Here is a 21492-nt window from a genome sequence, read left to right as displayed (position 1 = left end):
CTCAATCTATCCGAGACGCCCCCCCCCTGCACCTCAACGTCTGGCAGTCCGTGTCATTCGATGCTGCCGAGCACCTGACCGGCCTGCAGCGCCGCACCTGGCGCGAGGTCCTCCCGGTGGAATCGTCCACCGCGCGGCGCCGCCACGGTGGACTCCATCTTCATCGCCTCCACCACCGCGATCGGATCCCCTGCGGCGACCTCGGCCCCGTCCTGGACCGCGAAGCTGACCAGGCTGCCCGCCAGCTTCGAGACCACGGCGCCGGGTGCGGTCTGCCCCCCGGTGGTGGCCGCGGCGTCGTCGTCCGGGCTGGTCGCCTGACTGCCGCCGGCGTTGAGCAGGTTCAGCAGAGCCCCGGGCAGTCCCAGGCTCACGGCTCGGCCGTCGATCTCCACGGTGCTGCGACGCATCCGCTGCTCACGGTGGCGCAGCGCCGCGGCCAGATGCTCGGACTCGGCCATGGACTCGCCGTAGGCGGCCTCGAACTCGGTCTCGATCCAGCGGGTATGGACGCGGAAGCTCTCGGCTCCCTCGGCGGCGAGGAAGTCCTCGGCCTCCAGGACCTGGCGGTGGAAGGGCAGCACGGTGGGCAGGCCCTCGATGCGCATCTCGGCCAGGGCCATCTGGGCGCGGCGCAGCGTGGTCGCCCGATCCGGGCCGGTCACCACGAGCTTGGCCAGCATCGAGTCGAAGGCCCCGGAGATCTCATCACCGCTGCGCACCCCGGTGTCCACGCGGATGCCGGGCCCGGTGGGCGCGGCGAAGAGCTCCACCGGCCCAGGGGTGGGCAGGAACCCGTGGGCTGGCTCCTCGGCGTTGAGCCGGAACTCCACCGAGTGTCCGCGCGAGGGCGGATCCTCGGTGAAGCGCAGCGGCTGGCCCTCGGCGATGCGCAGCTGCTCGGCCACCAGGTCCACGCCGGAGGTCTCCTCGGTCACCGGATGCTCCACCTGGAGCCGGGTGTTGACCTCCAGGAAGCTCAGGAGTCCGGGCTGCTGCCCCTGGCCTGGGCTGAGCAGGTACTCCACGGTGCCCGCCCCGATGTAGCCCGCCTCGGCGCAGATCGCGCGGGCGGAGCGGTGGATCTCCGCGCGCTGGTCCTCACTGAGGAACGGCGCGGGGGCCTCCTCCACCAGCTTCTGGTTGCGCCGCTGCAGCGAGCAGTCGCGCGTGCCGATGACGACGACGTTGCCCTGGGTGTCCGCGAGGACCTGAGCCTCCACGTGCCGGGGCCGGTCAAGGAAGCGCTCCACGAAGCACTCCCCGCGACCGAAGGCCGATTCGGCCTCCCGCACGGCCGAGGCGAAGGCGTCTTCGATCTCAGCCTCCTCGCGGACGATGCGCATGCCGCGCCCGCCGCCGCCGTGTGCGGCCTTGATCGCGACCGGCAGGCCGTGCTCGGCCACGAACCGGCGGATCTCCTCGGCGCCGGCGACCGGGCCGTCGGTGCCGGGCACCAGGGGTGCACCGACCTTGACCGCGAGCGCCCGGGCGGTGACTTTGTTCCCCAGCGATTCGATGGTCTCCGGTCGGGGTCCGATCCAGGTGAGCCCGGCCTCGAGGACTGCCCGGGCGAAGTCGGCGTTCTCGGAGAGGAAGCCGTAACCCGGGTGGATCGCGTCGGCGTCGACCTCGCGGGCCGCGGCGAGCAGCTTCTGCTGATCCAGATAGGTCTGGGCCGGGGTGGTGCCGTGCAGCGCGACGGCGTCGTCGGCGAGCTGCACGTGCAGCGAATCAGCGTCCTGATCCGCGTAGACGGCTGCGGCGTGATACCCGGACTCGCGGGCGCTGCGGATGATGCGGACGGCGATCTCGCCACGGTTGGCGATCAGGATGCGCTTCATGGGGAGGTCTTCTCTTCTGCGTCAGGGGTCGTGGCGGTCTGGGTGGCAGGGGCTGCCAGGGTGTCCGGGACAGGCGGGTCGTGGGGACCTGGCAGCGGGGTGAGCGTGTCGGGGTCCACCGGCAGGAGCGTGATCTGGTCTCCGGGGGCCAGCTGGGCCGCGCGGGGCAGGTCTTCGTCGATCACCACTCCGATCACCGGGTATCCCCCGGTCACGGGGTGGTCGTTGAGGAAGAGCACCGGGGTGCCCGCCGGGGGCATCTGCAGCGAACCACGGACCACTCCCTCACTGGGCAGCTCGCCTTCCTTCAGCCGGCGCAGCGGGCGCGGGGCTCCGGCGGCCTCCTCGGTGTTGCTGTCATGCTCCGTGCCGGTGTCATGCTCAGTGCCGGTGTCATGCTCAGTGCCGGCGGTGTTCTCGGTGCCGGCGGCGCTCTCGGGGACTCCGAGTCGGATTCCGATCCGGTTCGAGGATTGGGACACGGACCAGGGCTGAGCCGCCAGCCGGGCGGCCTCCTCGGGGCTGAACCAGTCGGCGCGGGGGCCGTAGGTGAAGCGCAGCACGGGACCGGCCTCGGTGGAGCCGTGCTCCGCCCCGGGCTGGGGCCGGGGGTCCATCGGCGGTTCGACGGCGCCGCGGACGGCCCCGGCGGTGCGCAGCCGGTCGCCGACCGCGAGCGGGTCGGGGCCCAGCCCAGACATGGTGTCTGCCGAGACGCTGCCCAGCACCGGGGTGGCGTGGACACCTCCGCGCAGGCCGATCACGCTGCGCAGACCACGCTCGGGACTCCCCAGTCTCAGAGTCTCCCCCGCGCTCAGGGCGAAGGGGGCGCGCAGCGGGACGCTGCGGCTGGCGCCGTCGGGGGCGGTGACCTGCATCGGCACCTGGGCACCGGACACGGCGAGCACCACGGTGGTCTCTGCCTGGAGGGTGAGTCCGCCGTGCAGCGCTTCAATCACCGCGGCCTGCGGGTCGTTGCCGAGAAGCCGGTTCACCTGGCGGGCGGCGGCCTCGTCGGCGACCCCCGCGCGGGAGACACCGAGGTCGCTGAGCCCGCTGCGGCCGAGGTCCTGGATCAGGGCCTGCAGGCCCGGGTCGAGGACCGTGAGCGCGGCGTCGTCCTCCTGCTGGGCCTCCTGCCCTGAGGTGGGCTGCCCGGCGGTGGATCCGCTGGTGACCGACCGGGCGGGCACGGGCTTATAGCGCACTGAGTCTCCTGGGCGGACCAGCGCCGGTGACTCCGCGTCGGCTTCGCGGGAGAGATCCCACATGGTGGCCGGGGTGTGGCCGATCAGCTGCCAGCCGCCCGGGGAGACCCGCGGGTAGACCGCGGAGAACTCACCGGCCAGGGCGACGGCACCGGCGGGCACGGCGGTGCGTGGGCTGCTGCGGCGCGGCACGTCGAACCGCCCGGACGCCACCGAGGCGGACTCGCCCGAGAGGTCCTGACCGGACTCGGCGCTGGGCACGCAGTAGGTGAACCCCGGGGCGAAGCCGCCGAAGGCGCCGGTCCAGGTGGTGCTGCTGTGCCAGTGGATCAGTGCCTCGGCGCTGATCACCAGCTCTGAGGCCAGGTCCTCGAGGTCCGCGCCGTCGTAGACCACCTCCAGCTCCACGTGGCGGGCGTCTGCGGCGGAGAACTCCTCGAACCTCAGGGTGGAGAGGCTCTCTCGCGCCTGGCGCAGCGCCGGACGGGCGGTGAAGCGCAGCAGGATCGTGCGCGCCGCCGCGACGGCCTCCAGCTGACCGGGCAGCGGTTCGCGGCGCAGCTGCTGGTGGCAGGCGAGAACCTCATCCAGGGTCTGGAACTCCAGCAGCAGCGCGCGGGGGCCGGCCTCACGAACGGAGCTGATCATGCGAAGCTGCGGATCTCGACCCCGGCACCTTCCAGGGCGGTGCGCACCGCCTGCGCCATGGCCACCGCCCCGGCCGTGTCGCCGTGGGTGCAGATGGACTCGGCGCGGGTCTCGATGCGGGTGCCGTCCCGGGCGATCAGCACCGACTCCTCGGCCAGGCGCAGCATGTTCTCCACGATCTGCTCGGTGTCGTGGAGCACCGCGTCGGGTTCGCGCCGGGAGACCAGTGTGCCATCGGGGTTGTAGCTGCGATCGGCGAAGGCCTCGGAGACCCCGCGCAGACCGGCTTCGGCGGCGAAGTCCAGGGCGATCGAGCCCGGCAGCAGCAGCACCGGCAGATCGCGTCCGGTGCTCTGTTGATAGGCCGCAATGGTGTCGATGACGGCGTGGGCGTGCTCGGTGTGCGAGATCATCGAGTGGTAGAGGGCGCCGTGGGGCTTCACGTAGCGGATCTGGGAGCCGGCCGCGGCCGCGATCCCCTCCAGCGCGCCGAGCTGGTAGAGCACATCGGCGGCAAGCTCGTCACGGGAGCATTCCAGGTGCCTGCGGCCGAAGCCGGCCAGGTCGCGGTAGCCGATGTGCGCACCGATGACGGCATCATTCGCCACCGCCTCGGTGGCGGTGGCACGAATGGTCATCGGGTCCCCGGCATGGAATCCACAGGCGATGTTCGCACTGGAGACGGTGCGCAGGATGGCGGCGTCGTCGCCGATGGTCCAGTTGCCGAAAGACTCTCCGACGTCGCTGTTCAGGTCGATCTGTGCCACAGGGTCCTCCTTGAGCAGATGTTGCCCACGTCTCAGTGTGAGCTGAGTCAAGAATGCCTGACGACGCAGGATTGTTCAACAATCCCGCTCGGATTTCTCCGCCCAGATGCACCCGGACAGGCCCGGCCGCCCACCAGGATGCTCAGTCCTGACGCGAGTGCCGCTCCAGGAACTCATAGACCTCGGTGGTGTCCACTCCCGGAAACGCTCCTTGCGGCATGGCCGCGAGCAGGTGGCTGTTGGCGCGCGCCGCCGGCCAGGCCTGGCCCTCCCAGCGAGCGGCAAGCTCGGCCGGGGGCTGCCGGCAGCAGGTCGGATCATCGGGACAGCGGGAGGCGGACCGGGAGGTGGTGTCGGAGCCGCGGAACCATTTCACGTGCTCAAACGGCACCCCGATGGAGAGCGAGTACAGCCCCGAGGAGTGCGCCTCGGTGCGCGCAGTGCACCAGAAGGTGCCCACCGTGGTGTCGGTGTACTGGTGGAAGGAGCGGAACTTGTCGTCGACCTCGAAGACCTGCCGGGAGGTCCACTGCCGGCAGATGGTCTGGCCCTCGATGGCCCCGGAGTGATCCGCCGGGAAGTTCACGCCGTCGTTCTCATAGGCCTTGTGCAGGATCCCGGACTCATGGACCTTCTGGAAATGACACGTGATGCCCAGGTGCTCGGTCGCGAGATTGGTGAACCGGTGTGCCGCCGACTCGTAGGAGACCGCAAAGGCATCCCGCAGGTCCTCGATCGCGATCTCCTTGCGCGCCTTGGACTCCTGGAGGAACTTCACCGTGGTGGCCTGGGGCATCAGCAGACTCGCCGCGAAGTAGTTGGTGTGGACCCGCTGACGCAGGAACTCCGAGTAGTCCTCCGGCTCGGTGTGACCCAGCACCTGGTGCCCCAGCGCCTGGAGCAGCACCGAGCGCGCGTCCCACTGCCGGGAGGCGCCCTGGGTGAGGTAGATGATCCGGTTCCTCTGATCCGTCAGCGAGCGCGTGGACTCCGGCAGGTTCTTCACGAAGCGCAGCGAGAACCCCAGATGCGCCGCGATGTCCGCGGCGACGTGGTGGGACAGCGGACCGTCGCGGTGATCCACCGCCTCCAGCAGCCCCTGGGCGGCAGCCTCGATCTCGGGATAGTAGTTGTGCTTGGCGCGCATCTCTTCACGCAGCTCGGTATTGGCTCGCCGCGCCTCCTCCGGAGTCGCGGCCTGCTCCTCCAGACGACGGCGCAGCTCGCGCTGCAGCGCCACCAGGGATTCCAAGACGTCCATGGGCAGCCGGTTGCTGATCCGCACCGGGGGCAGGTTCAGCGCTGCGTAGAGCGGGCCGCGCTGCGCCTTCTCCAGCTCGATCTCCAGGGCGGCGCGCTTCGAAGGCGGCTCGGCGCCGAAGAGGTCGTCGAAGCTGACCTCGAGCACCTTCGCCAGCTGCTGCAGCTGCGAGAGCTTGGGTTCGCGGCGACCGTTCTCCAGCAGCGAGAGCTGGCTCGGCGCGGTGCCCAGCGCCTCCGCGAGGGCATCGAGTGTCATTCCGGCCTGTTTGCGCAGGTGGCGCAGACGCCTGCCGAGCGCGATCAGATCGAAGCCGTCCTCTTCAGACTCGACCGAGGCGCGCTCGATGGAGCGCAGCTGGGCCCGTTGGGACGATTCCCTCGACTGTGAGGTTTCTCGTGCTGTCCGCATACCTATGGAGCATACCGCCCGGAGTCACATGGCCGGTGATGCACACCACTGCTGCCGGTACGCGAGTAGCGTGGAACACACCGCGCATTCGACATACTGAAATCGCTCGTTAACAGGTTGTAAACAGGTTATATGCGGCTCCTGGTAAGGTCGAAGACCATTACTTCAACGGGGGAGAATCTTGAATTCCAGCACCACCGAGCCCGTAGTCCGAGCGCGGAACGTGTTCAAAGCCTTCGGCAAGCGCCCCGATGAGATCGTCCGACGCATCAAGGGAGGGGCCGGTCGCGAGGACGTCAAGGACCTGGGCACCGCCGCGGTCATCGACGCGAGCTTCGACGTCCAGCCCGGTGAGGTCTTCGTCGTGATGGGCCTCTCCGGCTCAGGAAAGTCCACGCTGATCCGCATGATCAACGGCCTGCTGCCAGCCACCGCCGGAAGCATCGAGGTCGGCGGTGAAGACATCGCGCGACTCTCGGCCAAGGAGCTGCGCCGGGTGCGCCGCGAGAAGGTCTCCATGGTGTTCCAGCACTTCGCGCTGCTCCCGCACCGCACGGTCGGGCAGAACGCCGCCTATGCCCTCGAGGTCCAGGGCCTCAACCGCTCGGATCGGGAGCGCAAGGCCGAAGAGGCCCTGCAGATGGTCGGTCTCGACGGCTGGGGTGGATCCATGCCGGACGAACTCTCCGGAGGCATGCGCCAACGAGTAGGCCTGGCCCGCGCCCTGGCGGCCGGCACCGACGTGATGCTCATGGACGAGGCCTTCAGCGCACTGGATCCCCTGATCAGACGGGAGATGCAGGACCAGCTCGTGGAACTCCAGGAGCAGCTGGGCAAGACCATCCTGTTCATCACCCACGACCTCAACGAGGCCATGCGGCTCGGTGACCGGATCGCGATGATGCGCGACGGCCGCACGGTTCAGATCGGCACCTCGGAACAGATCCTCAACGACCCGGCCAACGACTACGTGGCCCAGTTCGTCCAGGACGTGGACCGCACCCGGGTCCTCACCGCCGGGGCGATCATGGAGCCTCCGGTGGCGGTGCTCGGCACGGAGCAGGGCCCCCGCACCGCGCACAAGCTGATGCGCGAACACCAGACCAACGTGCTCGCGGTCGTGGACCGCGGCAAGAAGCTGCATGGCTTCGTCCATGAAGCAGCTGTCGCCGCCGCGGTGGCGCAGGGCACGAACACCCTCGAGGGACTCTTGCAGCCGGCACCCTCGGTGCACGCCGAGACCCCGCTGGCCGAGCTGATGACCCAGGCCGCGCAGAGCGAAGCCGGACTGGCCGTGATCGATGACGCCGGCCGACTGGAAGGGATCATCGCCCGCGTGACTCTGCTCAACGCCCTGGCAGAGCCGAAGCACACCACCCACGACGCTCCAGAGGCGGTGACGGCCCCATGATCACGACTGCCGAAGAGACCGAAGGAGTCGGGATTCCCCGGCTGAACGTCGGCGAATGGATCGAGACCGGTTTCGACTGGATCAACGACAACCTCGGATGGCTTTTCGACATCATCCAGATGGTGGTCTCGACGCTGACCAGCGGTCTGGACGACCTGCTCAACACTCCCGATGCACTCCTGCTCGCGCTGGTGTTCTCCCTGCTCGGCTGGCTGGTCAAGGACTGGAAGCTCGGCCTGCTCTCGATCGTGATGCTGGTCTTCGTGATCAGCATCGATCAGTGGGAGAACGCGATGACCACGCTGGCGCTGGTGGCCGTGGCGGCCGCCATCGCCCTGGTGATCGCGATCCCGCTCGGCATCTGGGCCGCCCGGTCAGACCGGGTCAGTCAGACGATCCGGCCCGTGATGGACCTGATGCAGACCATGCCGGCGTTCGTCTGGCTGGTCCCGGTGGTGACCATGTTCAGCATCGGGGTGACCAGCGGCGTCGTCGCCACCATCATCTTCGCGCTTCCTCCCGGCGTGCGGTTCACCGAACTCGGCATCCGTGGGGTCGACTCCGAGGTGGTGGAGGCGGGCCACGCGTTCGGCAGCACGCCCGGGCAGATCTTGCTGCGCATCCAGCTTCCGCTGGCACTGAAGACCATCATGGCCGGCGTCAATCAGGTCATCATGCTGGCGCTGTCCATGGCTGTCATCGCCGGCCTGGTCGGAGCCGGAGGGCTCGGTGGCGAGGTCATGCGAGCCATCGGCAGCCTGGACATCGGTCTGGCGTTCGAGGCCGGGCTGGCCGTCGTCGTCCTGGCCATCTATCTGGACCGAGTCACCTCCGCCATCGGTCACGGCGGCATGGCCATGGGGCGCATGTCGAAGCTGCTGCGTCGGGGCCGTCCTCGACGCAGCCCTGAGCCGGCCCCTACGAAGACCGCCTGATCCGGCCTCGCCCGCTGCGCGAAGCCACGCCCGAGACCACAGACCAGAGACCGCACCGCACCCGCACACACAGAATGAGGCACATCATGAGTACACGCACTGGCACGACATCGAAGTTCATCGGCCTGACCGCTGCGGCGGCCCTCGCGCTGACCGCCTGCGGCGGTGGGGACGACGCAGCAGGGAACGGGGACGGTGCCGAGAGCTCCGGCACCGTCACCCTGGGCATCATTCCCAGCTGGACCGATGGTCTGAGCATGGCTTACCTCTGGCAGGGCATCCTCGAGGACGAGGGCTACGAGGTGGAGATCGAAGAGATCAACGACGCCGCCCCGCTCTACACGGGTGTCGCGCAGGGCGACCTCGACGTGTATCCCTCCGCATGGCCGGAGGTCACCCACGCCGAGTACATGGAGGAATACGGTGACGATCTGGAAGACCTCGGCGCCTACTATGAAGGTGCCGTGCTGACTCTGGCGGTCCCTGAATACACCGAGATCGACTCGATCGCTGAGCTGCCTGAGAATGCCGAGGACTTCAACGGTCAGGTCATCGGCATCGAGCCCGGCTCCGGTCATATGGGCGTGACCGCCAACGACGTGTTCCCTGCCTATGAGTTGGATGCAGACTTCGAGCTCGTCGAATCCTCCACTGCGGCGATGTTGACCGAGCTGGGCTCAGCGATCGATGCCGAGGAAGACATCGTCGTGACCCTGTGGCGTCCGTTCTACGCCTACGGCGACTTCGACCTGAAGGACCTCGAGGACCCGGAGGGCGCGCTGGGCGAGCCCGAGACGCTGAACTTCATCGCCAACTCCGAGTTCTCCGAGGAGTTCCCCGAGGTGGCCGAGTGGATGGGCAACTTCACGCTCTCCGACGAGGAGTACGCGGAGCTCGAGGACATGATGGTCAACGAGTACGCCGACAACGAGGAAGAGGGCGCAGCAGCCTGGATGGAAGACAACGCCGAGCTGATCGACTCGCTCAAGGAGTGATCTGCAGACGTTGATCAGCAGCAGCTGCTCAGCGCCCGAAGACGGAGACCCCCGGCCCCGCTGCGAGTCATGGACTCGAGCGTGGGACCGGGGGTCTCCGTCTGTCGCGCCACGGGCAGCTGCGGCTCAGCGGGCCCGCTTCTGCAGCAGGATGGCACCGCCGGCGTCGTCCTGCTCGGCGCTGAACGTGATGGCCCGGATGGTGCCGGCGGGAAGTCCGACCAGCTCCTCGGCCCGGGTGAACATCTCCTGCCAGATCTCCAGCTCCTGCTCACCCTCGATGCCGAGCAACGAGATGAACGGAGCCCTGCCCTCTGAGACCAGGCGACGGGCCCGGCGCTGGATGTGCAGCGCGAAGTCGACCAGTCCGGCCGAGAGCGCCTCCCCCTGCGAGAAGATCCGGTCCTCTGTGCGGGTCAGTCGCCGGGGAGTCGTGAAGGCCGCGGGTGGCTCCACCAGGTACTGCTCGACCAGCGCCTTCCAGGAGGCCTCGGCCTCCTCCGCGCTGCCGCGCCGGCCCGTCGGGCTCGGTGCGAAGTTCCGCTGCGGCTGCAGCTCCGGCGCCTGAAGTTCGGCGATGCGTGTGCCGAATTCGCGGTGCAGGGTGCTCAGGAAGGTCAGCGCATCCGCGGTGAACACCTCATTCTGCCGCGGTGCCCGCGGTGCTGTGAGGGTGATCCCGTTGATGGTGATGCCGGTGCTCTGCGTTTCCTCGGTGGGACCGGCGATGCTCTCATTGCGGGGTTCGGTGCTGGACTGGATGGATGTGCTGGTCTGGGCGTTCATGGCTGACTCCTTTGTCAATGCCGGTGGATCAGTGGAATTGTCCTGCTTCGGTGGAGCCCTTATAGGCCACCGTGGAGGACTCGGGGTTCAACGTGGTGGAGATCGCGTCGAAGTAGCCGGTGCCGACCTCGCGCTGGTGCTTGGTGGCGGTGTAGCCCTCTGCCTCTGCGGCGAACTCCTTCTCCTGGAGCTCCACATAGGCCTTCATCTGGTTCTCCTTGTATCCGCGTGCCAGCTCGAACATCGAGTAGTTCAGCGCGTGGAAGCCGGCCAGGGTGATGAACTGGAAGGTGAAGCCCATGGCGCCGAGCTCGCGCTGGAACTTCGCGATGGTCTCGTCGTCGAGGTGCTTCTTCCAGTTGAAGGAGGGCGAGCAGTTATACGCCAGCATCTGGTCGGGGTACTCCGCCTTGACCGCCTCGGCGAACTGCTTGGCGTACTCCAGGTCCGGGGTGCCGGTCTCCATCCAGATCAGGTCCGCGTAGGGGGCGTAGGCCTTGGCGCGGGCGATGCAGGGCTCGATGCCGTTGCGCACCTTGTAGAAGCCCTCGGCGGTGCGCTCCCCGGTGATGAAGGGGGTGTCACGCTCGTCGACGTCGGAGGTGATCAGGGTGGCCGCCTCGGCGTCGGTGCGGGCGATCACCACGCTGGGGGTGTTGTGCACATCGGCGGCCAGACGGGCTGACTGCAGCGTGCGCACGTGTTGACCGGTGGGGATCAGCACCTTGCCGCCGAGGTGGCCACACTTCTTCTCCGAGGCCAGCTGGTCTTCCCAGTGCACACCGGCCGCGCCGGAGGCGATCATGGACTTCATCAGCTCGTAGGCGTTCAGCGGTCCGCCGAAGCCGGCCTCGGCGTCGGCGATGATCGGGACCATGTAGTCCTCCACCGTGCGGGTGCCCTCGAGGTAGTCGATCTGATCCGCGCGCAGCAGCGCGTTGTTGATCCTGCGCACCACAGAGGGCACCGAGTTCGCGGGGTAGAGCGACTGGTCCGGGTAGGTGTGACCCGAGAGGTTGGCGTCGCCGGCGACCTGCCAGCCGGAGAGGTAGATGGCGCGCAGCCCGGCCTTGACCTGCTGGACCGCCATGTTTCCGGTCAGCGCGCCCAGGGAGTTGGTGTACTTGCCCTCGGCGTGCTCTGCGGTGAGCTGGCTCCAGAGCTTCTCGGAGCCGCGCTTGGCCAGCGTGTGCTCCTCCTGGACGTTGCCCTGCAGCTTGATGACCTCGGCTGCGGAGTAGTCGCGGGTGGTGTGCTCCCAGCGGGGGTTGGTGTCCCAGTCCTGCTGCAGCGCGTCGACCTTCTGCTGGAAGACCTCTTTGGTCTCGGGGCTGAGCGTGCCCTGGGGCTGCGAGGTCTGCGATGTCTCGGACTGCGGAGTAAGTGTCTCGGTCATCTGAATCTCCTTTGAATCGTGGACCGTTTTTCGGGGACAACCCCAGTTCACGCCCTGTGAAGCCCCCTGACTAGAGATTCCTCATCAAAGATCTGCGATTCTTTGCGGAATCGAAGAAACCCCGGAAGATTCGGGCCGATCCCATCTTCTACACTGTGTAGAAGACGCAGGACACCGAGATTCAGCCCATCCGAGACCATGAGGAGCACCCATGACAAACCCCGAAACCTCCACACACCCGACGACGACGCCGGCCGCCCCCTCCAGCCCGATGCCGCGGCTGACCCTGATCGTGGGCGGGCTGCTGCTGCTGGTCGGCATCATCGGCTACGTGGCCACGTCTTTCTCGAGCATGACCGCGCTGATCCCCTCGGTGGTGGGTGTGCTGCTGCTGAGCAGCGGCGGCATCGCGCGGAAGAACCGCAAGCTCGGGGTGCACATCGCCCTGGTGGTCGCGCTGCTGGGCGCACTCGGCATGATCATGCCGCTGATGAGCCTGCCCGAGCTCTTCGCCGGCGAGTCCGAGAACCCGGGCGCCGTGATCTCCGCCCTGGTCACCGTGATCGTGCTGGTGGTCTACATCATCCTGGGCGTGCGCAGCTTCATGGCTGCGCGCCGCTGGAGGAACGCACGCTGAGACTGACTGAACTGGGCAGAGCTGTTCCGAGCCGCGCCGGATCGCACCGAGCTGGCTGAGCGAACTCAGTCGGTGGAGCAGCGCAGCTGGCCGGGGACCATCTCGAGGTCCCCGGCCTCTTCCATGTCCAGGACCGAGAACTCAGATCCCAGGATCAGGTCCACGCTGTAATCATCGCGCTCATCGACGTCGACCATCGTGCCGGGGATGTGCTGTTGGAGGGTGTACGCCTGGCGCAGACCCCGGTCCCCCACCCGGATGATTCCGGCGAAGCCGGTGTCCGCGAAATAGTCGTTGTCCACCTCGGCGACTCGGAAGCTGCGATCACGGAGCTCGTCCGCCACCTCGTGGGCGAGCCCGGCGGCGTTGGTGGTGTTGAACACCGAGATCCGCACCCGCTCGGGCACCACCGGCTGCTGCGTGCTGGAGGGGCACTGCTCGGCGGTCGGGATCGATCCGCGGCCGAAGATGCTCAGCGGAAGCGTTCCGTTGATCATCAGCCAGCTGGCCCCGCTGATCATCCCGATCACCGCGAAGGTGCCCAGCCAGATGAGGAGCCTTCGGGTGCGCGTGCTCGCGGGCCGGTGATCCATGGGTTCGATTCTAGAAGCTCACAGCGGCCGCAGCTCCTGCCCCGGTCGAACCTGGCGCGCCGGAGACATGAAGAGCCCCACGTGCACCTGCCAGAGCCCACTTACCCTTGCTACCTTCCGGTCCTGGGGGAGTTCAGCAGGATGGCACCGCACGTGGGGCCGGGGTTCATCGTATCTCGGCCTCAGGGTCCAAGGCCAATGGAGCTCATCGCTTGAGCGCGTTGGCCACATCTTCGAGCAGCTGCGGGATGTCATCGCGGTCGGTGATCGCCTCGATGACGACCAGCTTCTCGCGGTTGCTCATGGTGTCCTTGCAGGCCGCCAGCAGCTCCGCCTCGGTGGTGACCCGGCGGTAGAGGTAGTCCTCCTCCTCGGCGCCGAAGAGCCGGGGCACCAGCTCCCAGCGCCAGGGCGCGATGTCGTTGTAGACCTCGTCGGGTCCGTGGATGGCACGCTCCACGGTGTAGCCGTCGTTGTTCACCAGCACCACCACCACGGGCAGCTTCTCGCGGATCATCACGCCCATCTCCTGGATGGTCAGCTGCGCAGAGCCGTCACCGATCAGCAAGACCGGGCGGCGGCTGGGATCGGCGAGACCGGCACCGATGATCGCGGGCAGGGTGTAGCCGATGGAGCCCCACATGGGCTGTCCGATGAACGTGGACTTCGCCGGGAACCGGTGGGAGGCCATCCCGAAGTAGCTGGTGCCCTGGTCGGCCGCGACGATGTTCGCAGATTCCAGCTGGGAGGCCAGCACGGACCACAGACCGTCCTGGGTCAGCGGACCCTCTGCCGGATCCCGTGGCGTCTGGGTGGCCGGGGCATGCACCGCGGGCATGGGGGCGACGTCGTCGAGCTCGGTGGTCACTCGGTGCAGCACCGCCAGCGCGTCCTGCAGCGAGATTGGGGTGAAGACCTCGTCCCCGACCCGGGCGCCGAAGCGGGAGACGTCGATCATCCGTGCCGGGTCCAGGTCCATAGAGAAGCCCGCGGTGGTGTTGTCGGTGTATTCCACTCCCAGGGTGATCAGCGCATCGGCGCCCTCGATGACCTCGCGCACCCTCTCCTGCGAGGCGGCTCCGGCGTAGATGCCCACGAAGTTCGGGTCCGATTCATCCACCAGGGTCTTGCCCCAGGCGAGGGTGGCGAAGGGCAGCTCGGAGTCGGTGAGGAAGGAGGCCAGCTCCTCGGTGGCGCCGAGCCGGTGGACCAGCAGATCGGCCAGCACGGCGGTGCGGCGTCCGGGCAGGAAGCGGCGCACGGCTTCTTCGAAGGCGGCGACGGCGCGCGGGGTGGTCACCGGCAGATCGGTGGTCAGCGGCTCCGAGGGCGGGTAGGCGGCCACCTCGGCGACGTCGGCGGCGAGCATCAGATAGCCGGGGCGACGGCGGAAGACGACGTCGCGCAGGACGCGGTCGATCTCCCAGGTGGCGGTCGGGGCGTCGAGATCGGCGTGGGCGCAGGTGACCTCCTCGGCCATGCGCAGGAAGTGCTTGAAGTCACCGTCGCCCAGGGAGTGGTGGATCTTCCGGCCCGAGGCCTGGGTCTCCTTCGGCGGGGCCCCGACGATCTGGACCACCGGGACTGATTCGGCGTAGGAGCCGGCCACCGCGTTGATCGCGGAGAGCTCCCCGACCCCGTAGGTGGTCAGAAACGCGCCGATGCCGCGGATCCGGGCATAGCCGTCGGCGCTGTAGCCGGCGTTGAGCTCGTTCGCGGAGCCGACCCAGCGGATGCTGCGGTGGGCCACGACGTGGTCCAGGAAGTGCAGGTTGAAGTCTCCGGGGACGCCGAACAGCTCGGTCAGGCCGAGCTCGGCCAACCGGTCCAGCAGGTAGTCACCGATGGTGTAGTTCTCGAGGGACTCTTCCTGGGTGACTTCGGTGTTGTTCTCTTCGGGCATGGGTCTCGCCTTCATGGTCTTGGCCGGCTCCAGCGATGCGGGTGGTTCGGCTGGGCGGCCAACGGTCTACGGTGCGCTCAGTCTACGTGGGAGCCGTCACAGCAGAATGCCGCAGGAATAGGCGTCCGCGATCTCCTGTTCTCGAGCGCATACCCCCGAATGGAAGTAGGAGAAGATGCGCGCAGTCACCCAGCAGACTTTCGGAGAGCCCTGGGACGTCCTTGACGTCGAAGAGGTCTCCACCCCGGAACCCGGTGCCGGCGAGGTGCGGGTGCGGACCCTGCTCTCCCCGATCCACAATCACGACCTCTGGACCATCCGCGGGTCCTACGGCTTCAAGCCGGAGCTGCCGGCCCGCACCGGGTCTGAGGCCGTCGGGGTCATCGACGCCCTCGGCGAGGGCGTGGAGAACCTCGAGCTGGGTCAGCGGGTCGCCGCCGGTGGCGTCTTCGGCGCCTGGGCGGAGTACTTCACCGCGCCGGCGGCGGGCCTGATTCCGGTGGACGACGACGCCGACGACGAGGTCGCCGCTCAGCTGGTCGCCATGCCCTTCTCCACCATCGCGCTGCTGGACTGGTTGGATCTGAAGGAGGACGACTGGATCATCCAGAACGCCGCCAACGGCGCCGTGGGGCGGATGCTGGCCCAGCTCGCGCCGACCAGGGGCCTCAACGTGCTCGGTCTGGTGCGTCGCGACGACGGCGTCGAGGAGCTCAACGCTCAGGGCATCGGCCAGGTCGTCTCCACCGAGTCATCGGGCTGGCAGGGCCGCGTCGCCGAGATCACCGGCGGGGCGAGGATCGTCGCCGGCATCGACTCTGTGGGCGGGGATGCGAGCAACAATGTGCTCTCCCAGCTGGGCGAGGACGCGACCCTGGTGATCTTCGGCGCCATGGCCGGGGGCACCATGGGACTGAACTCCGGGGCCATCATCTTCAACAACATCACCGTCAAGGGCTTCTGGGGCTCCCGCGTGATGAGCGAGCTGGCGCCGCAGCGCCGGGGCGAGCTGTTCACCGAGCTGCTCACCCGGGTCAAGGACGGGACCCTCTCGCTCACCGCCGAGGCGACCTACCCCTTCGATCAGGTGCGCGAGGCGTCGAAGGCGAACTTCGTCCCAGGCCGCAAGGGCAAGATCCTGCTGCGGCCCTGAGTCCCAGCGGCGGGGTCCGGGGTGTCAGCTGCCCAATGTGTTGACTCACCGGGGTATCGACTCACCGGGGGGTCAGCTGCCCGGGGGCTGAAACACCCACGGCTCGCTGGGCAGCGCCTGCGGGTCGAAGGACCCCAGGGCCTGGTCCAGCGGGCCCGCAGGCAGTCCCAGTGAGACCAGCAGCAGGTCGCGCAGCGCCTCGGCATCGACTCCCTGGTCCTTCAGCGCGGCGCGGGTCACGGCGCCGTCGCGCTTGGCCAGGCGCTTGCCCTCGGTGTTGAGCACCAGCGGCACGTGGGCATACTGCACCTGCGCGGCGGCCTCCGCGCCGTAGAGCAGTCCGCGCAGATAGGCCTGGTTCGGCGTGGAGGAGGCCAGGTCGTCTCCGCGGACCACCTGATCCACCGCGGTGAGCTGATCATCGACCACCACCGCAAGGTTGTAGGCCGGGGCGCCGTCGTTGCGTCGGATCACGAAGTCATCCACCGCGGTGGTGATCCGGCCCAGCAGCACGTCCTCGGCGGAGAACTCCTCTGCGACGCCCGCTTGGGACCGGGGCGCCCGCAGCCGCAGCGCGGCCGGCCGCTGCGCCCGACGGCGCGCCCGCTGGTCCTCGCTGAGGTTCCGACAGGTGCCCGGGTACACGCCGGTGGGCGCGTGGGGCGCCCGGGTGGCCTCGCGGATCTCGCGGCGCGAGCAGAAGCACTCGTAGGTCATCCCGCTCTGCGTGAGCTCTGCGATGGCTGCCGCATAGCGATCCATCCGTTCTGACTGCCGGATCAGCCCGGCGCCCTCGTGGTCATCGAAGCTGACTCCCATCGCGCGCAGATCCGCGGCCTGCTGCTCCTCCGCCCCGGGTACGGTGCGCTCGAGGTCGAGGTCCTCGAAGCGCAGCAGGAACCTCCGGCCGGTGGAGCGGGCAAAGAGCCAGGCCAGCATCGCGGTGCGCAGATTGCCCAGATGCAGCTCCCCTGAGGGACTCGGTGCGTAGCGTCCGGCGGGCATCGGTATCCCCTCTCCTCAGGTCAGATCACGGCAGTGACCCATCCTACGGGGGCCCGATGTGCATTATGCGTCGGTTCTCCGCTAGTATGAAGTCTGCTCTCGAGGGCCACGCCGATAAAGCAAGCCAGCGGGGAGCAGCCAGGAGGATTCGCCTAGCGGCCTATGGCGCACGCTTGGAACGCGTGTTGGGTTCACGCCCTCGGGGGTTCAAATCCCCCATCCTCCGCCGATGGAAGCCCGTCAGTCTGAGAGATCAGACCGGCGGGCTTCTTCGTGTCTTCACCCGTGCCTCGCACCAGCGGGTCAGGCTCAGCGGCCGAAGATCCGGCTGAAGAACCCGCTCGAGGGTGCCGGCTCGTGCCCCGGGCAGCGCTGGGCCGCACTGACCCCGCGCATCACCTGATCCACGTGCTGGCCGCATCCGGCCCAGGTTGTCTTTCCGCAGGTCTCACAGGTCACGGCTCGGCACATGGTGGCTCCTTCTTCTCGGGTGAACAGTGACTCCATAATACCCCAGGGGGTATACAGGATCCGCCTTCCTCTTCGCCGCCTCGAGGCACGACGGTTCGCGTGCTCGCCGCCGAGCTGGAGGAAGGCGGTTTCCCTCTCCGTAGCATCCTGTTCACATGACTTTGCTTGGATTCGAGGTGGTCCCGGTCGGCGGCGGTCTGCTCGCGGCCCGCCCGGCCCTGGGATGCAGCACTGACGTGACCATCGGTGAGCGCAGGACGATCACCATGACCCGAAGAGGACTCCACCTTGATGAACACCTCCCACGACGTCTCCCCACCCGGGCGACGACGACCACTCCCCCGCGCACTTGCCGCGCTGGGGCTCAGCGCGGCCCTGCTGGCCCCAGCTCCGGCCTTCGGCTCCACCGCCCCACCAGCCCTCGAGGAGACCGACAGCGAGGGCGGCGCGGACTGCGTCGTCATCAACGAGGCCTTCCCCAACGGCGGCAGCGGTTCGGCTGCACTCTCCCACCGGTTCGTGGAGCTGCTGAACACCTGCGAGGTGGCCGTGGACCTCAGCGAGTGGTCCCTGCAGTACCGGGCCAGGACGACGACGGGCGCGCCGAGCACGACCATTCCGCTCGGCGGGGAGATCGCCCCCAATGGCCACTACCTGATCCAGGGCGGCGGCAACAACGGCGACGGCGCCACCCTGCCCACCCCGGATGCCCAGACCGGAGCGGCCATCGGCGCGGCTGCCGGAGGCACCTTCATCCTGGCCAGCACCTCCGAGACGCTCAGCGAGCTGCCCGTGGACTCGGTGGTGAACCACGACCAGGTGGCAGACCTGCTGGGCTTCGGCACCAGCAACACCTTCGAGACGGCACCGGCCCCCACCGGCACGAACGCCACATCGATCAGTCGCACCTCAGGCGCCGACACCGATGACAACTCCGCGGACTTCACCCGTGGCGAGCCCTCTCCAACCAACGCCGCCGGGGAGACGCTGGGAGAGCCGGGCGAGCCGGAACCCACTGAGCCGGGCGAGCCCGAGCCGACGGATCCGACCGAACCCGGTGAACCGGAACCCAGCGAGCCCGCGGATCCGGAACCCACAGACCCTGAGCCCACCGATCCCGAGCCCACCGATCCCGAGCCCACTGACCCCGAGCCCACCGATCCTGAGCCCATCGAGCCCGATGAGCTCGAGATCGCCGAGATCAACCAGGCCCTGGACGGCGCCGGCGAGGAGGACCTCCCGGTGACCACCCGAGGCGTGGTCACCGCGGTCTACCCTGCGCAGCAGAGCTTCAACGGCTTCTACCTGCAGACCGCCGGCACCGGCGGGGACGTGGATCTCGAAGACCACGAGACCTCGGATGCGATCTTCGTCTACTCCCCCACTGCGGTCGCCGAAGACAGCGTGCAGATCGGTGACTTCGTGGAGATCACCGGCGACGCCACGGTCTACTTCGACAACCCGCAGATCGCGCTCTACCCGGGGTCCACGCAGACCCCGCACCACGAGCTCGCGCTGATCCAGGACGAGCCTTTCGAGGCGGTGAAGCCGGCTTCCATCGAGGTCCCGGAGAATGCGGAGCAGCGTGCATCGCTGCTGGGCATGCTGCTGGACCCGCAGGGAACCTACACCGTGACCGACCACTACACGCTGAACCAGTATGGCGAGATCGGCATCGTGCTCGGCGAGGAGCCGCTGGTGAATCCCACCTCGGCGTTCCGGCCCGGGCCTGAGGCCCAGGCGCTGGCCGCTCAGAACGAGGAACGGGTGATCTACCTCGATGACGCGGCGTCGACCTCCTGGCAGTCCTGGAGCGCTGACCGCGCACAGCCCCTGCCGTACCTGACCATCGAGGATCCGATCCGGGTCGGCGCCGAGGTGCTCTGGGAGACCGACGTGATCATGGACTACCGCTTCGAGGAATGGCGTCTGCAGCCGCTCTCCAAGCTGACCCCGGAGACCGCCGAGCAGGTCCAGCCGGCCAGCTTCGAGAACACCCGGGAAGGCAACGAGTCCCCGGCGGAGCGCGAGGGCGATGTGCGGATCGCCGGATTCAACGTGCTCAACTACTTCATCTCCCTGGGTGAGGATGAGCCGGGCTGTGATTTCTACACCGACATCGACGGCGAGCCCACCACGAACGACTTCTGCGATGCCCGGGGCGCCTACAGCCAGGCCAGCTTCGAGCGTCAGGAGTCCAAGATCGTCGCGGCGATCTCCGGGCTCGACGCCGACGTCGTCGCGCTCCAGGAGATCGAGAACACCCGGCACTTCTTCGAAGACGGCGGCCGGGACCATGCCCTGGCGGCACTGGTCCAGGCGCTGAACCAGGCCGAGGGCAGCGCCGGCACCTGGGACTACGTGGAATCCCCGGAGCAGGTTCCCGCGGCGGAGGACGTGATCCGCAACGGATTCATCTACCGCACCGACCGGGTGGCCCCGGAAGGAGATTCCCGGATCCTCTTCGAGGACGGCGTGGAAGACCTGGACCAGAGCCAGCTCGGGGAGCTGGACCTGGACGCGATCTTCTCCAACGCCCGTGAGCCGCTGGCCCAGGAGTTCACCGCGGTGGACGCAGGGGTACAGGGAGGCCAGGCAGAGGCTGAGGACAGCTTCCTGGCGATCGTGAACCACTTCAAGTCCAAGGGCGGCAGCGGCAGCGGAGACAACGCCGACACCAACGGGCAGGGCTCCTTCAACGGGGACCGGGTGCGTCAGGCCGAGGCGCTGGTGGCCTTCGCCGAGGCCCTGGAAGAGGAGGCCGAGACCGAGAAGGTCTTCCTGATGGGTGACTTCAACTCCTATGAGATGGAGGACCCGATCCAGGTCATCGCCGACGCCGGCTATGCGAACCTCTCCGCGGAGACCGGCGGGTACAGCTACATGTTCGGCGGCGCCGTGGGGTCCCTGGATCACCTCTTCGCCTCCGAGGCCGCCGCGGCGGACGTGGTGCAGACCGAGATCTGGAACATCAATGCCGTGGAACCCCTGGCGCTGGAGTACAGCCGGTACAACTCGGTGGGCACCTTGCTGCACACCCCGGACCAGTGGCGCTCCTCCGACCACGACCCGATCCTCGCCGACCTGGCGCTCTCCGGCCCCGCAGCCCCCGGCGACGGTGGCGACGGGGACGATGAGGGCGACGGAGACACCGGCGAGACCCCCGAGCACCCGGCCTGGGACTCGGCAGCGGTCTACACCAACGGGGACATCGTGAGTCACGAGGGCGGGGTCTATCGGGCGCTCTGGTACACCCAGAACCAGACTCCGGGAGCCACCCCGTGGAGCGCCTGGTCGCAGATCGGTGCGCCCACCATGTGCGGCGGCGAGAGCCTGCCGCAGTGGGCGCCGAGTTCCCAGTTCGACGGCGGCGAGACCATCGTGCACGAGGGGCTCAGCTACACCGCGAAGTGGTACACCCGGAACCAGGAGCCGGGGAACCAGTACGGCCCCTGGGAAGCGGCCGGCAGCTGCTGAGCTGGTCCAGCCGTTGCTGAAGCCGGCGCAGCGGTTGAGGCGTCGGTGAGCAGGGTGGGATGTCGCAGGGTGGGATGTTGCAGGGCGTGAGCTCGGCGGCATCCCACCCTCGCGCCGAGAGCAGGTTCTAGGACACACCCCGGGCGGCGCGGCGGGCGGCGATGGCCCCGGACTTCCGCAGGCCCAGCCAGGTCAGCACGGCGACGGGCAGGCTGGTCGCCAACATGCCCAGGACGCTGGCCATGCCGCCCCAGGAGAAGATCCCGAGCGACATGCCCAGAGCCACCACGGCGGCCCCCAGCAGGGGCTCGAAACGCACAGTCTTCTCAGTCCCGGAGAATCTGCGCAGGAGCTGTACTGCGAGCACGGCAGCGCCGGCGCTGAGCAGCGCGGGAAACACCACGATGATGAACACCACCGGGTAGAAGCCCCAGGTGGCGGCGCTGATCGACCCGGCGAGGAGCATCTCGCCCAGGCCGATCAGCAGGAGTCCCCCGGCCACTCCCAGTACGGCAGCCGCGAGGCACGTCAGGGCGTCGAGGCCCACTATCCTGCGGGCAGCCGGAGCCAGATTCTGAGTCATGGACCGCA

Annotated in this window: 17 protein-coding genes, 1 tRNA gene and 1 other RNA gene; 7 read left to right on the top strand and 12 right to left on the bottom strand. The window is 68.2% G+C overall.

The features are described 5' to 3' along the window. Positions 1-53: 53 nt before the first annotated feature. From HNR24_RS13300 to HNR24_RS13285, 4 genes are all read right to left on the bottom strand, one after another. Positions 54-1844 (bottom strand): acetyl/propionyl/methylcrotonyl-CoA carboxylase subunit alpha, encoded by a 1791-nt coding sequence (locus tag HNR24_RS13300; RefSeq protein ID WP_182495995.1) that lies wholly within the window; start codon positions 1842-1844, stop codon positions 54-56. Beyond that, complete coding sequence (locus HNR24_RS13295; RefSeq protein ID WP_182495994.1) at positions 1841-3700, bottom strand: 5-oxoprolinase subunit B/C family protein; 1860 nt, start codon at positions 3698-3700, stop codon at positions 1841-1843. Before HNR24_RS13295 ends, HNR24_RS13300 begins: the two co-directional genes overlap by 4 nt. Next, a complete protein-coding gene (locus HNR24_RS13290; RefSeq protein WP_058887459.1) occupies positions 3697-4467 on the bottom strand; it encodes a LamB/YcsF family protein in 771 nt (256 codons plus the stop codon). Before HNR24_RS13290 ends, HNR24_RS13295 begins: the two co-directional genes overlap by 4 nt. A 142-nt stretch (positions 4468-4609) precedes the next feature. Beyond that, positions 4610-6139 (bottom strand): helix-turn-helix domain-containing protein, encoded by a 1530-nt coding sequence (locus HNR24_RS13285; protein WP_182495993.1) that lies wholly within the window; start codon positions 6137-6139, stop codon positions 4610-4612. Positions 6140-6320: 181 nt separating this feature from the next. Between HNR24_RS13285 and HNR24_RS13280 the strand changes: the two genes are divergently transcribed. The 3 genes from HNR24_RS13280 to HNR24_RS13270 all read left to right on the top strand — a co-directional run bounded on the left by HNR24_RS13280 (position 6321) and on the right by HNR24_RS13270 (position 9480). Beyond that, positions 6321-7550, top strand: coding sequence for a quaternary amine ABC transporter ATP-binding protein (locus tag HNR24_RS13280; RefSeq protein ID WP_058887460.1), 1230 nt, complete (start codon positions 6321-6323; stop codon positions 7548-7550). After that, positions 7547-8485 carry an ABC transporter permease gene (locus HNR24_RS13275; protein WP_182495992.1) on the top strand — a complete coding sequence of 313 codons (939 nt, stop codon included), beginning with the start codon at positions 7547-7549 and terminating at the stop codon, positions 8483-8485. The genes HNR24_RS13280 and HNR24_RS13275 overlap by 4 nt, the downstream gene beginning before the upstream one ends. A gap of 86 nt (positions 8486-8571) precedes the next feature. Beyond that, complete coding sequence (locus HNR24_RS13270) at positions 8572-9480, top strand: glycine betaine ABC transporter substrate-binding protein (protein ID WP_058887462.1); 909 nt, start codon at positions 8572-8574, stop codon at positions 9478-9480. Between the two features lie 126 nt (positions 9481-9606). Here the strand turns inward: HNR24_RS13270 and HNR24_RS13265 are convergent, their stop codons facing one another. Together HNR24_RS13265 and aceA are read right to left on the bottom strand one after the other, a co-directional pair. Beyond that, entirely contained in the window at positions 9607-10266 is a 660-nt protein-coding gene (locus HNR24_RS13265; protein ID WP_058887463.1) for an aldolase/citrate lyase/malate synthase family protein, read from the bottom strand. Between the two features lie 28 nt (positions 10267-10294). Then, positions 10295-11662 carry an isocitrate lyase gene (gene aceA, locus HNR24_RS13260; RefSeq protein WP_083504563.1) on the bottom strand — a complete coding sequence of 456 codons (1368 nt, stop codon included), beginning with the start codon at positions 11660-11662 and terminating at the stop codon, positions 10295-10297. Positions 11663-11873: 211 nt separating this feature from the next. Here aceA and HNR24_RS13255 point away from each other — a divergent pair, with 211 nt between their 5' ends. Then, positions 11874-12299, top strand: a complete 426-nt coding sequence (locus HNR24_RS13255) for a hypothetical protein (protein WP_232301666.1) — start codon at positions 11874-11876, stop codon at positions 12297-12299. A gap of 65 nt (positions 12300-12364) precedes the next feature. Here the strand turns inward: HNR24_RS13255 and HNR24_RS13250 are convergent, their stop codons facing one another. From HNR24_RS13250 to HNR24_RS13240, 3 genes are all read right to left on the bottom strand, one after another. Next, positions 12365-12892, bottom strand: coding sequence for a LytR C-terminal domain-containing protein (locus tag HNR24_RS13250; RefSeq protein ID WP_058887464.1), 528 nt, complete (start codon positions 12890-12892; stop codon positions 12365-12367). Between the two features lie 67 nt (positions 12893-12959). Further along, an RNA gene (gene ffs / locus HNR24_RS13245) (signal recognition particle sRNA small type) lies at positions 12960-13056 on the bottom strand. 41 nt (positions 13057-13097) lie between these two features. Further along, complete coding sequence (locus tag HNR24_RS13240; RefSeq protein WP_182495991.1) at positions 13098-14795, bottom strand: alpha-keto acid decarboxylase family protein; 1698 nt, start codon at positions 14793-14795, stop codon at positions 13098-13100. A 175-nt stretch (positions 14796-14970) separates the two neighbouring features. On the opposite strand from HNR24_RS13240, the gene HNR24_RS13235 reads away from it, so the two are divergent. Next, on the top strand, positions 14971-15948 hold the full coding sequence (locus HNR24_RS13235) for a zinc-binding dehydrogenase (protein WP_058887466.1): 978 nt from the start codon (positions 14971-14973) through the stop codon (positions 15946-15948). A 72-nt stretch (positions 15949-16020) separates the two neighbouring features. On the opposite strand, the gene gluQRS is transcribed toward HNR24_RS13235, so the two are convergent. Further along, positions 16021-16953 carry a tRNA glutamyl-Q(34) synthetase GluQRS gene (gene gluQRS / locus HNR24_RS13230; protein WP_182495990.1) on the bottom strand — a complete coding sequence of 311 codons (933 nt, stop codon included), beginning with the start codon at positions 16951-16953 and terminating at the stop codon, positions 16021-16023. Positions 16954-17094: 141 nt separating this feature from the next. Between gluQRS and HNR24_RS13225 the strand changes: the two genes are divergently transcribed. Then, positions 17095-17179, top strand: a tRNA-Ser gene (locus tag HNR24_RS13225). A gap of 83 nt (positions 17180-17262) precedes the next feature. Here the strand turns inward: HNR24_RS13225 and HNR24_RS14430 are convergent. Then, entirely contained in the window at positions 17263-17424 is a 162-nt protein-coding gene (locus HNR24_RS14430) for a DUF8730 family Cys-rich protein (protein ID WP_502306749.1), read from the bottom strand. 291 nt (positions 17425-17715) lie between these two features. Here HNR24_RS14430 and HNR24_RS13220 point away from each other — a divergent pair, with 291 nt between their 5' ends. Continuing rightward, entirely contained in the window at positions 17716-20901 is a 3186-nt protein-coding gene (locus HNR24_RS13220; RefSeq protein ID WP_182495989.1) for an ExeM/NucH family extracellular endonuclease, read from the top strand. A gap of 127 nt (positions 20902-21028) precedes the next feature. On the opposite strand, the gene HNR24_RS13215 is transcribed toward HNR24_RS13220, so the two are convergent. After that, positions 21029-21484, bottom strand: coding sequence for a hypothetical protein (locus tag HNR24_RS13215; RefSeq protein ID WP_157075320.1), 456 nt, complete (start codon positions 21482-21484; stop codon positions 21029-21031). Between the last annotated feature and the right edge of the window lie 8 nt (positions 21485-21492).

The organism is Nesterenkonia sandarakina (genome assembly GCF_014138825.1).
Lineage (GTDB): Bacteria > Actinomycetota > Actinomycetes > Actinomycetales > Micrococcaceae > Nesterenkonia > Nesterenkonia sandarakina.
Note: the sequence above shows the minus strand (reverse complement) of the source record. Positions and strands in the feature narration are given on the sequence as shown.

Coding starts and splice junctions, on each gene's coding strand:
- HNR24_RS13240 (WP_182495991.1), bottom strand. CDS start 14,795: ATGCCCGAAGAGAACAACACCGAAGTCACCCAGGAAGAGTCCCTCGAG.
- HNR24_RS13285 (WP_182495993.1), bottom strand. CDS start 6,139: ATGCGGACAGCACGAGAAACCTCACAGTCGAGGGAATCGTCCCAACGG.
- HNR24_RS13220 (WP_182495989.1), top strand. CDS start 17,716: ATGAACACCTCCCACGACGTCTCCCCACCCGGGCGACGACGACCACTC.
- HNR24_RS13255 (WP_232301666.1), top strand. CDS start 11,874: ATGACAAACCCCGAAACCTCCACACACCCGACGACGACGCCGGCCGCC.
- aceA (WP_083504563.1), bottom strand. CDS start 11,662: ATGACCGAGACACTTACTCCGCAGTCCGAGACATCGCAGACCTCGCAG.
- HNR24_RS13295 (WP_182495994.1), bottom strand. CDS start 3,700: ATGATCAGCTCCGTTCGTGAGGCCGGCCCCCGCGCGCTGCTGCTGGAG.
- HNR24_RS13215 (WP_157075320.1), bottom strand. CDS start 21,484: ATGACTCAGAATCTGGCTCCGGCTGCCCGCAGGATAGTGGGCCTCGAC.
- gluQRS (WP_182495990.1), bottom strand. CDS start 16,953: ATGCCCGCCGGACGCTACGCACCGAGTCCCTCAGGGGAGCTGCATCTG.
- HNR24_RS13235 (WP_058887466.1), top strand. CDS start 14,971: ATGCGCGCAGTCACCCAGCAGACTTTCGGAGAGCCCTGGGACGTCCTT.
- HNR24_RS13265 (WP_058887463.1), bottom strand. CDS start 10,266: ATGAACGCCCAGACCAGCACATCCATCCAGTCCAGCACCGAACCCCGC.
- HNR24_RS14430 (WP_502306749.1), bottom strand. CDS start 17,424: ATGTGCCGAGCCGTGACCTGTGAGACCTGCGGAAAGACAACCTGGGCC.
- HNR24_RS13250 (WP_058887464.1), bottom strand. CDS start 12,892: ATGGATCACCGGCCCGCGAGCACGCGCACCCGAAGGCTCCTCATCTGG.
- HNR24_RS13300 (WP_182495995.1), bottom strand. CDS start 1,844: ATGAAGCGCATCCTGATCGCCAACCGTGGCGAGATCGCCGTCCGCATC.
- HNR24_RS13270 (WP_058887462.1), top strand. CDS start 8,572: ATGAGTACACGCACTGGCACGACATCGAAGTTCATCGGCCTGACCGCT.
- HNR24_RS13275 (WP_182495992.1), top strand. CDS start 7,547: ATGATCACGACTGCCGAAGAGACCGAAGGAGTCGGGATTCCCCGGCTG.